The organism is Colwellia sp. D2M02, assembly GCF_018860755.1.
Taxonomy (GTDB): domain Bacteria; phylum Pseudomonadota; class Gammaproteobacteria; order Enterobacterales; family Alteromonadaceae; genus Colwellia; species Colwellia asteriadis.
Genome location: NZ_JAHKPW010000070.1, coordinates 41,987 through 53,381, shown reverse-complemented (window position 1 = coordinate 53,381; position 11,395 = coordinate 41,987). Strand labels below are relative to the sequence as shown.

Here is an 11,395-nt window from a genome sequence, read left to right as displayed (position 1 = left end):
ATTTAACGAAGAAGTCAGGAAAATTAGCTGCTAGAGAAGCATTTGTTAAGCCGAGCTCTGGTTAAATAGTGCTTTAATAGCTCTGTTGTATTAATGAGTCTAAGGTAACCTAAGCCTGGGTTAACTTAAAATCATTAAGCTTTTTCATACACGCAAAAATCTAAGTCAAATTCATTTGCGTCATCGGCATTACGAACTTCACTCTTTACTCTTTTCCAGCTACCATCATTATAATCAGGGAACTGCGTATCACCCTCTATATCCGCTTTAATGTGAGTTATGTATAAACGTTGTGCGGCAGGTAAACAGTGCTTATATATTGCACCACCACCTATAACCATTATTTCATCGACCGCTGGCTCACCATTTGAGCCATCAACCAGCGCTAGCGCTTGCTCAACTGAAGTGACCACATCAACCCCTTCTGCGCCTTTGCCTTGTGGAATATACTTTTCATCACGAGAGATAACAATATTTCGTCTACCGGGTAATGCACGACCGATAGATTCATAGGTTTTACGCCCCATGATAACGGGCTTACCCAAGGTAACTTGTTTAAAGTAGGCAAGATCAGCAGGTAAGTGCCATGGCATGACATTATTTTTACCAATGATATTACTATTCTCAATCATCGCTACTATCATAGATAAAATGGGCATAAAACTCTCTTTCTTTGTTACGTTCTTTAACTCTTGGCGTCATTAATTATATATAGAGAAAAAAGAAAATTGAAAGCACTAATTCATAAACTAATGCTTTCTTATATTATTGACGATACTCTACTTCAACATCGTAATCATCTTCGTCCCAGTCATCATCATCAAGATCATCATCTAAACCATGGCCTGAAAGCGCTTCTTCGTGGTATGTATCCCACTTAAATTCAACCGTTTTGCCATCAATAGGAGCTTCTTCTTCCTCTGCTGGCAGTGCTTCAATAAAGGTCATCACTTTTTGTGCTAACTCTTGTGTACCTAGTTTATTGAATGCTGAAATACTGTGTACTTCACCTTTCCAATCAAGTCCAGCTAGAATAGCATCAGTAATTTCTTTAGCTTCTTCTTCAAGTACTAAATCAAGCTTATTAAATACAATCCAACGAGGCTTACCGGCAAGTTTTTCATTGTGTTGCTCTAATTCGCTAATAATTGTTTTAGCATTTTCTAAAGGATCAGAGCCATCAACAGGCATAATATCAATTACGTGCAATAAAATACGACAACGTTCAAGATGCTTTAAAAATTGAGTGCCTAAACCAGCACCTTCAGCCGCACCTTCAATAATGCCTGGAATATCAGCAATAACAAAGCTACGTTGAGTATCTAAACGAACAACACCTAAATTAGGCACCAATGTAGTAAATGGGTAATCAGCTACTTTAGGTTTAGCGGCCGAAACACTGCGAATTAATGTCGATTTACCTGCATTAGGTAAGCCTAATAAGCCAACATCAGCAAGTAGCAACAGCTCTAACTTTAAATTACGAATTTCGCCCGGTGTGCCATCCGTTCTTTGACGAGGCGCGCGGTTGGTACTACTTTTAAAACGAGTATTACCTAAACCATGCCAACCACCTTTAGCAACCAGCATTTTTTGACCTTTATGGGTCAAATCACCAATTTGCTCACCTGTGTCAAGATCGACTGCACGTGTACCTACAGGTACATTTAGCACTAAATCTGGAGCACTTTTACCTGTACAGTCACGACTCTGACCATTTTGGCCACGCTTAGCGCGGTGAAAACGTTCAAAGCGGTAATCAATTAAGGTGTTTAGGCTTTCGTGTGCCATTAAATAGACATCACCACCATCACCACCGTCACCACCGTTAGGGCCGCCGAATTCAATATATTTTTCTTTACGGAAACTGATACAGCCGTTGCCGCCATCGCCCGCTTCAACTCTGATTTCAACTTCATCAACAAATTTCATGGTATTTCAACAATCCTAAATAACGGAGTAACTTTTAACTAGCGCTAGTATAAACTATTTTTGACTGACAAAAAATTAATCTATTTAACAAGCTAAATATAAACTATACGAATAGTACCTACATTTTTTATCTAATTAGCTGTTATATAAGTGAAAGAAAACCCTAAGGTGTTATTTCATCTTACGACAATTAATCAACCGAATAAATATACAGGCATCAATGTGTTTTTTACTACTCTAGAAAGTAAAACATACTAATTAGAATAGTGGGAATAAAAAAAAACCTCGCTAGAAGCGAGGTTTTTATAAATCAAAGTTTTTAATTAGTCAGCGATGATGCTAACAAACTTACGATTTTTTGGACCTTTAACTTCAAATTGTACTTTACCGTCAGATAAAGCAAATAAAGTGTGATCTTTGCCGATACCCATGTTGTCACCAGCGTGGAAACGAGTACCACGTTGACGAACAATGATGTTACCTGCTAAAACTGATTCGCCACCAAAACGCTTAACACCTAGGCGTTTCGCTTCTGAATCACGACCATTTCGTGTACTACCTGCAGCTTTCTTATGTGCCATGTCAAAATGCTCCTAATTAGCCGTTAATACCAGTAATTTTCACTTCAGTGAACCATTGACGATGGCCCGCTTGTTTGCGTGAATGCTTACGACGTTTGAATTTAACAATAGTAACTTTATCTGCACGAGCTTGAGTTACAACCTCAGCAGTTACTTTACCACCAGCAACGTAAGGCGCGCCTACATTGATGTTGTCGCCGTTAGCGATCATTAAAACGTTATCAAATTCTACTGTTGCGCCTACTTCAAGCTCTAGCTTTTCTAGACGAACTGTTTGTCCTTCGGTTACACGATGCTGTTTGCCACCGCTTTGGAATACCGCGTACATAGCTACTCCGTACTGCGTCATTAATTAAGACGCTAAATTTAAAAATATAGGGCGCGAATTCTACTCGAATAGTTTGAGTAGAGCAAGCGTAAATATGATTAATTTACGCTTTTTAGTATTTAAAATGATTTTTTTCTAGATAATGAAAACAATGCCTTCGGAAAACTTCTTTCTGCTTGATTTTCGTGTAAACTTTGCGGTCTTAAATAATTGCAATATTATGGTTAGTAGCTAGGTAGCATGGGTAAGAACATCGATTTAAAAGCAATACAAACATTAGCACAAGCAGATATGACTGCGGTTAACGATCTTATATATCAACAACTGCAATCCGATGTCACCCTAATAAACCAATTGGGGATTTATATCGTAAATGGTGGCGGTAAACGTATGCGCCCTATGCTAACGGTGCTAGCTGCTAAAGCCTTAGGTTATTCTGGTGCTAAGCATTGTGATATTGCCGCCATTATTGAATTTATTCATACTGCAACGTTATTGCATGACGATGTCGTTGACGAATCAAATATGCGTCGTGGTAGAGAAACCGCTAATGCGCTTTTTGGTAATAGTGCCAGTGTATTAGTAGGTGACTTTCTCTATACCCGTTCATTTCAAATGATGACTAAACTCAATGATATGCGCATTATGGATATTTTATCGGATGCGACAAACATTGTTGCAGAGGGTGAAGTATTGCAGTTAATGAACTGCAACGATCCTAATACTACTGAAGCAAGCTACATGCAGGTAATTTACTGTAAAACGGCTAAGCTCTTTGAAGCAGCGACTCGTTTAGCTGCGGTTATTTCGAAACAAGATGAAAAAATTGAACAGGCAATGGCTGACTACGGTAAGTTTTTAGGCACTGCTTTTCAGCTCGTTGACGATATTATGGATTATACTGCTGACGCCAAAGAAATGGGCAAAAATGTAGGTGACGACTTATCTGAAGGTAAACCTACCCTACCATTACTTTATGCTATGGAACATGGTAATGCACAGCAGAAACAGCTTATCAGTGATGCTATTGAGCATGGCAATGGAATGGACAACTTAGACGCTATTTTGCAAGCCATGGAAGAAACAGGTTCATTACGTTATACCCAGCAACAGGCTGAAATTGAAGCTGATAAAGCCATTAATGCGCTAGATATTTTAACTGATAGCCCACAAAAGCAAGCTTTAATTGCGTTAGCCCATATTGCTGCTAACCGAAATCACTAGTTAATTACTAACCTTAAGTTAATACTTAAGCTAATATGCAACTTTATTCTAACGGCTTTCCTGTGAGCCATAAAAAAGCCACTCAATGAGTGGCTTTTTTGTTGTGGCATTATTAAATGGCTATTAAGCCATAAAATCTACACCTTCTTGAATATCTTTTTTCAGTGTCGCTAACATGTCATCTTTTGCTTTTTGCTCAAATGCACTTAACTCACCGTAAGGTAAAATTTCACTTACGCCATTAACGCCTAAACGTACAGGGTGAGCAAAGTAAGGTGCATCGCCATTATCAAGCGCAACATAAGCGTAATCTACAACATCTTCACCTTGTAAACCTTTAACTAAAGACATACAAAAACGTGCTGCTGCAGCGCCCATAGATAACGTAGCTGAACCGCCACCCGCTTTAGCTTCAACAACTTCAGTACCCGCATTTTGGATACGTGGTGTTAACGCTGCTACTTCTTCATCAGAGAAAGTCACGCCTTCAACTTGAGAAAGTAAAGGTAAAATTGTTGTACCTGAGTGACCACCAATAACTGGTACTTTAACCGTAGCAACATCAACACCTTTAAGTTCAGCAACAAACGCTTCACTGCGGATAACATCTAATGTTGTAATACCAAATACACGATTAGCATCATAAGTACCTGCTTTTTTAAATACTTCAGCAACAATTGGTACAGTGCCATTTACAGGGTTAGTGATAATACCTACTAACGCTTTAGGACAACTTGCAACAATACCTTCAGCTAATGTTTTAATGATACCGGCATTTACGTTGAATAAATCAGCACGGTCCATACCTGGCTTACGTGGCATACCTGCTGGAATTAATACGATATCTGCGCCAGTTAGTGCTTCATTTAGTGCGTCAGCACCAAAGCCTGCAACTTTAACATCAGTTGGGATGTGAGAAAGGTCAACAGCAACACCAGGTACAACTGGAGCTACGTCATATAAAGACAACTCTGAGCCCGCAGGTAATTGAGTTTTTAATAATAATGATAATGCTTGACCAATACCGCCTGCGGCACCTAATACAGCTACTTTCATGTGATTTCTCCGAAATTTAGTGGGGTTGTTGTAACAATGTTTAAATTATGAATACGATAATAGTCGCTAATCAAAATTTAAATAAATTATAAACGTTCATTTAAAAAAGAATTATTTATCGATAACTCTAAGGCTAAGTGAACAATTACAAATAAAAATTGAGTAATTACGTAAATTTTTCCGACCAAAAGATATAGTATAAGCCAAGAAAAAACAATTAATATTAACTTCTGACGCGATAACGTATACTAATTGGATAGAACAGTTAAAAAAACTCAACTTTAGTATTAATCGATTGAGATAATTTCAAACAGCGAATATAAAAGGTTTTAATTTAACATGGCGAGCGGTCCACAAAAACAAGAAGCATTAGTTCAAACATTTAAAGACTTACTAAAACAAGAGCAATTTGGCTCACAAGGTGAAATAGTTGATGCCTTAAAAGCAATTGGCTTTGAAAATATAAGCCAGTCAAAAGTATCACGTATGTTAAGTAAGTTTGGTGCAGTACGTACTCGAAACGCACGCCAAGAAATGGTTTATTGTTTACCCGCAGAATTAGGTGTACCCACCGCACAAAGCCCATTAAAGCAATTAGTATTAGAAATCGAGCACAATGGTGTGATGATCATCATTCAAACCAGTCCTGGAGCTGCACAATTAATTGCGCGTTTACTTGATAGTTTAAGTAAAAGTGATGGTGTATTAGGTACAATTGCTGGTGATGATACTATTTTTATAGCGCCCACCAACGTTAGTGAAATAGACGAGACCATTAAACGTTTAGAGCAGCTTTTTTCTAAAAACCTTTCATAAGGGCTGAATAAAAGTTAGCGTTCATATTTAACTTCGCACTTTCACCTAGCAGCAAACTCACCTTACAATAAAATAACAAAAGCGCTGATAATCGAATAACGATTAACAGCGCTTTTTGGTATATTTCAACACTAACAATAACCTTAAATTTACCCGCGACCTTAATAACTAACCCGAGTTCAGGTGAACTAACCCGAGCTTGGCTTAACTATAATTGAGGCAAAACATCCTCAATGGTGTCGTATAACATTTTTGCTGTAACGGGTTTGGCAATATGCCTATTCATTCCTACCGCTAAACTATGTTGTTTATCTTCTTCTCGAGCATGGGCTGTCATTGCAATAATTGGTAATTGAGTAAAGCAACGTTGTTCTCTAATTTTTTTTGCAGCGGTTAACCCGTCCATCACTGGCATTTGAATATCCATTAAAACGACATCAAATGCTTGTTCAGCTAACAAATCAAGCGCACATTGACCATTATCAGCAATAGTTACAGAAGCATTCATTGCTAACAGTAATTCTTTCGCAACTAATTGGTTTACTAAGTTATCTTCAACTAATAAGACTTCAACACCTGCCAAATTATGCTTTACTTGTGATGTTGCTTGACGCTCTTTACTAGCAGTTTTTTCTGCTGTTGCTTCTAGCGCCAATGCGGCTATTGATACGCTTTGAATATCATCCACAATCGCATTGTTTTTTAAGTCTGGAGTACTATCAGTTTGTTTACTCACTTCAGACACTTTGGCTTTATTACTTTGTAGTGAAGCAAAAATTTGTGTTAATGAATAACGAAATAATGGCTTATCGAGTAATAAATAAGGGGCAGTAAGCTCCTCTAAGCGAAGGCATGTTTCATTACTTAAGGGTGTCATTGCCGATTGACATAAACAAAGCAACTGTAAGGTTTTCTCGCAATGAATAAATAATTTTTGATTATTATTCGTTAACATTTGTTGATTAAAAACATCTTCATCAACCAATAAAATAATAGGGTCGTTAATATTTGCTTCGCATAATTCACTAATAGACTCAAAGTAATAAAAGTGACCTTGCATTTTACTAATTGATGCTTGAAATGATGACGAGGTTTCTTGCTTAATGGCACAAACAGCAACACTATTTACCAGAGGTTCATCAGCAAAAAGGCTTAAGAAGCATTCTTTTTCATGCGCTGCGGCATCAACGTGAACCAGTGGCAATTTAAAACTTAACTCACTTCCTTTACCTAATTCGCTTTTTAAGGTGATTGTCCCTCCTAAGCGTTGCACAATATGCTGGCAAATAGATAAACCTAAGCCTGAGCCACCATACTTACGGGTCATTGAATCATCTGCTTGGCTAAATGCTTCAAATAAGTGGCCTTGTTTTTCTTTAGCAATACCAATACCGGTATCTGCCATAGTAAAACGAACCAAGCTATACTCATCGTTAGTCGATAATGCTTCTATGAATAACGAAATTGTTCCCTGCTCAGTAAATTTAATAGCATTATTAAACAAGTTCGCCAGCACCTGTACTAAACGCATTTCGTCGCTCATAACATAACTAGGTACGTTCTCGTCTAGCTCTACTTGAATATTTACTTTCTCTGCATTGACATTGGTAATATTGAGCTTCAATGCTTTATCAATGATTTCAGGTAAGTTAACACAGTCATTGTTAACCACCATTTTACCCGCTTCAATTTTAGATAAATCTAAGAGCTCATCAATTAAATGTAATAGCGTTGTTGAAGCGCGCTGAGCATTAACCAAGTAATGCTGCTGTCGTGAATCTAAAGCCGTATTGTGCAATAAATCCATCATACCTTGCATGGCATTAATTGGCGTTCTCACTTCATGGCTCATATTAGCCAGAAATTGAATTTTTACTTGGTTAGCGTATTCAGCTTGATCTTTAGCTTTTTCGAGTGCCGACTTAGTCGCTTGTTGTACGGTAACATCTCGGAAAATACTGATAGTACCTAGCACTTCACCTTGGTTATTTTTAAATTGATTACAAAAACCTTGATAAACATAGTCCCCCGCTTCAATCAGCGCTTGTTGGGGGTAGGTATTGGTATACACAGAGTTAAGATAGTTTATCTCTTTAGCAAGTGCTTTAGGCATAAAATTAACAGCCTTAGCACCAAGCATTGATTGCTCAGAGCATGCTGCTATTTGTTCGAAAGCTCTATTACACCCCATCAAAAAACCCTGTGGATCATTAAAAATAATCAATTCGGGTATCGCATTCATTACCGAACGTAGCGAGGCATAATCACGCTGATGCTTCATGCTTGTTTCTTGTAGTGCTCGTGTCTTTTCAATAACACGACTATCGAGCACATCATTTTGCTCTTTGAGTTGTAGCAATAAACTGCGATTTTGAGTAAAGATATCTTCAACAACTTGAAACCAATGCAACCAGTCTGCATTAGGCTTAACTTTTCCAGGATCTCCTTCTGAGCAATACTCAATATGGCGAATGAACTCTGTTGTCGGCTTAATGAAGGTGCGCTTAGTCATCGTATTAACTAACATTAAAAACACGAGTAGTGCGACAAAAAGTATAATAAATACAAAAGCAAAATCACTACGTAGTGGGGCAATAAAGTTGTCATATGATTGATACTTTAATAGCGTCCACCCCGTAAGCTCTAAGGATTGCTTTTCAATAAACCAATTTCCAACTTGTGACGCATCATCCATTGTCGAAAGCTTAGTTGCATTAAGGCCAGCTAAATCTACTGGAAGTAAGTCGTCCCACGTAGCACGAAAAGCTAATGATTTTTTTCCGTTACGCTTGAAAAGTAAAATATGATCATCCTGATTATATAAAACCATACCCGCATCATCGCTTTCTAACTCGGATAACTTTGCATGCAAGCGCGTTAAACTTATATCAATAACCACAGCACCAATAAGTTTATCTTGATAAAAAACCCCTTTACCAATTGAGGTATTCATACCTGTTCCGGCTGAGTCTAAATAAGGCGCAGACCATACTGCCCGGTTGGTCTCCTCGGTGTATTTTTTCATTTCTTTATGGTGCGGGTTGGTTAGCGTAGTGCTGTTAAATTGCCAAATATCACGGTCTACCCATGGATACATGCTGACAAATTGGCTAAAAGAAACATAGTAAAACCATGTTGCTTCTTTAATGGTTTTTTTGGCGGCAACAAAAGCAGGTGTTAATGCGTAAGCCATAGTTATTTCTTGCTTCTGCTCAGCACTAAATTTTTCAATATTACCAATGCCGGTAATATTCCCGCTTAAACGCTGGCCCTCTTTAACAACATCGTATTGTTGCTTATCTAAAAAGTAGACTTCGCCGTCTTGAGATAAAGCAGGTAAATTACCTGAGATGTCGCTGGGAATTTTTATGTAATATTGAGCAAGCTCTTGAATGCCTTCAACAGCCTGTTCACTTTGCTCTAACATATTGTTTAGCTGTGTCGCTTCATCTTTTAATTCAGCAATACTTTCGCTTTTATGGTGAGCTAGTTGATTAAAGTAACGAACGGTAGAAATAGATAGTGCAATAATTATAATCACTAAAAAAGCAACCACCACGGCGGTATTATAACGTCTAAAAACGGTATTTTTACTTAACTGATAATACACTTATCCATCCTATTTGAACTTCTAAAACACTCAAAAATTATAGCCCTTATATTCAGCTGTTAGGTTAATTCAGCTATTAGAAGGAAACAAGCAAAAGCGTAAAAGCTAATTTTTGTTAACAACAAGACAGACATCGCTTCATTTAACTTTCAAAGAATAATGAAACAGGTAATGATGACAGAGTGAGGTTATCCAGCATAAATAAAAAGTCAGTGATATAGTTCACTGACTTTTAGTTGAATAACTTACCATTTAATAGAAATAATCAATTATAAGTTTTCTTCTGCAAAAGACGCTAAGCGACTTCTAACCACACCATTTAAATTGACTGTAGCGCTGCCTGGGAAGTCTTTAAAGCGCTCAACAATATAAGTTAACCCCGAGGTGACGGCGGTTAAGTAATTGCTATCTATTTGCGCTAAATTACCACTACAGACTAATTTAGTACCTTCACCACAACGAGTAATAATTGTCTTGAGCTGAGCTGCGGTTAAGTTTTGACACTCATCCAATAACACCAAAGCGTTTTGAATACTGCGACCGCGCATAAAGTTAACCGACTTAAACTGAATATTCGCCTTATCCATGATGTAATTTAAACTACCATGCATACTTTCATCTTGTTGATGTAAAACTTCTAACGAGTCAGTAATTGCCGCTAACCACGGTGCCATTTTTTCTTCTTCTGTGCCAGGTAAAAAACCAATAGACTCAGCAATTTCAGGAGTACTACGAGTTACAATAATTTTATCGTATAAGCCCCGTTCAATGACTTGTTCTAATGCTGTTGCTAAGGCAAGTAAGGTTTTACCACAACCGGCAGGCCCCGTTAATATGACTAAATCAATATTAGGGTCGAGTAAAGCGTCCATCGCCATTCCCTGATAAATATTTTTAGGGTGTATGCCCCATGCATTTTTAGCGAGTAGGCGATCTCGCCCTAAGTCTAAAATAGAGATATTTTCATTGTCAAAACCAGTAATTTTTCCCGCAAAGTTCTCGGTTTCGTCAATAAGGTACTCATTAATATAACTTAGAGGTACTACTGACTTGCTAACGTAATGCGTGGTATTTCGTCCTTCTGCTTCACTATTTACCGAGTTAATGTTTTGCCAAAAATCACCTTCAAACTTATGATAACCTTTAGTTAAAAATTGAATATCATCAATTAATTGGTCAGTGCGATAATCTTCAACATGTGCTAGCCCTGCTCCTTTAGCTTTTAAGCGCATATTAATATCTTTAGTAACCAAGACTATTTTTTTGTTCGGATGTTTCTTTTGAATATGAAGCGCGGCATTGATAATACGATTATCGTTTTCATTAAACGATAATACACTTGCGGTTTGCGTTAGTGCGTAGTCGTTTATAATCGCTAAACAACCGCTTGGATGTTGCTCATCATTTTGTGGTAATTTCACTCCCGTTAATACTTGCTCAGGCGAAGCGTCGCGTAATGTATCTTCAAGTGCGCGTATTGCCACACGGGCATCGCGACTAACATCTTTATTTCTATCTTTTATTGAGTCTAACTCTTCAAGTACAGTCATAGGCACAACAACGTCGTGCTCTTTAAAAGAAAGGAATGCAAAGGGTTCGTGCAAGAGGATATTCGTGTCTAAGATATAAATGATATTTTCTACGGCGGCGTTTTCGTTCTTCATATTTTCTTCAGTCATAAGCAATCTCCGTGATTAACTGACAAAACAAATACAAAACAGTAATAAATCAACTCTAGGTTAATTAAAGCTAGGGGCTGTTCAACAAAGCGTAAAACGCTTTTAGCCGAATCCTTCTAACAGCGTTTGTTGGAAATTTTTACTGCGTTACACCTTTTTAGGTAACGCT

At 37.7% G+C, this 11,395-nt stretch carries 9 protein-coding genes; 2 read left to right on the top strand and 7 right to left on the bottom strand.

Features of this window, described 5'->3' with window-relative positions; all coding sequences use genetic code 11:
- Nucleotides 1–134: 134 nt before the first annotated feature.
- The 4 genes from folA to rplU form a co-directional block, all read right to left on the bottom strand.
- Nucleotides 135–659 (bottom strand): type 3 dihydrofolate reductase, encoded by a 525-nt coding sequence (gene folA / locus KO495_RS12700; RefSeq protein WP_215980780.1) that lies wholly within the window; start codon nt 657–659, stop codon nt 135–137.
- A gap of 106 nt (nt 660–765) precedes the next feature.
- Nucleotides 766–1,932 (bottom strand): Obg family GTPase CgtA, encoded by a 1,167-nt coding sequence (gene cgtA / locus KO495_RS12695; protein ID WP_215980779.1) that lies wholly within the window; start codon nt 1,930–1,932, stop codon nt 766–768.
- 323 nt (nt 1,933–2,255) lie between these two features.
- The gene (rpmA, locus tag KO495_RS12690) at nt 2,256–2,513 is read right to left on the bottom strand and encodes a 50S ribosomal protein L27 (RefSeq protein ID WP_215980778.1); all 258 of its coding nucleotides are present in this window, start codon (nt 2,511–2,513) and stop codon (nt 2,256–2,258) included.
- 16 nt (nt 2,514–2,529) lie between these two features.
- Entirely contained in the window at nt 2,530–2,841 is a 312-nt protein-coding gene (gene rplU / locus KO495_RS12685) for a 50S ribosomal protein L21 (protein ID WP_215980777.1), read from the bottom strand.
- 252 nt (nt 2,842–3,093) lie between these two features.
- Between rplU and ispB the strand changes: the two genes are divergently transcribed.
- The gene (gene ispB, locus KO495_RS12680) at nt 3,094–4,065 is read left to right on the top strand and encodes an octaprenyl diphosphate synthase (RefSeq protein WP_215981061.1); all 972 of its coding nucleotides are present in this window, start codon (nt 3,094–3,096) and stop codon (nt 4,063–4,065) included.
- A 123-nt stretch (nt 4,066–4,188) separates the two neighbouring features.
- On the opposite strand, the gene mdh is transcribed toward ispB, so the two are convergent.
- Nucleotides 4,189–5,121 (bottom strand): malate dehydrogenase, encoded by a 933-nt coding sequence (gene mdh, locus KO495_RS12675; protein ID WP_215980776.1) that lies wholly within the window; start codon nt 5,119–5,121, stop codon nt 4,189–4,191.
- A 339-nt stretch (nt 5,122–5,460) separates the two neighbouring features.
- On the opposite strand from mdh, the gene argR reads away from it, so the two are divergent.
- Nucleotides 5,461–5,937 carry a transcriptional regulator ArgR gene (gene argR, locus KO495_RS12670; protein WP_215980775.1) on the top strand — a complete coding sequence of 159 codons (477 nt, stop codon included), beginning with the start codon at nt 5,461–5,463 and terminating at the stop codon, nt 5,935–5,937.
- A gap of 208 nt (nt 5,938–6,145) precedes the next feature.
- Here the strand turns inward: argR and KO495_RS17750 are convergent, their stop codons facing one another.
- On the bottom strand, nt 6,146–9,547 hold the full coding sequence (locus tag KO495_RS17750) for an ATP-binding protein (protein ID WP_215980774.1): 3,402 nt from the start codon (nt 9,545–9,547) through the stop codon (nt 6,146–6,148).
- A gap of 269 nt (nt 9,548–9,816) precedes the next feature.
- Nucleotides 9,817–11,226 carry a PhoH family protein gene (locus KO495_RS12660; protein ID WP_215980773.1) on the bottom strand — a complete coding sequence of 470 codons (1,410 nt, stop codon included), beginning with the start codon at nt 11,224–11,226 and terminating at the stop codon, nt 9,817–9,819.
- Nucleotides 11,227–11,395: the final 169 nt, after the last annotated feature.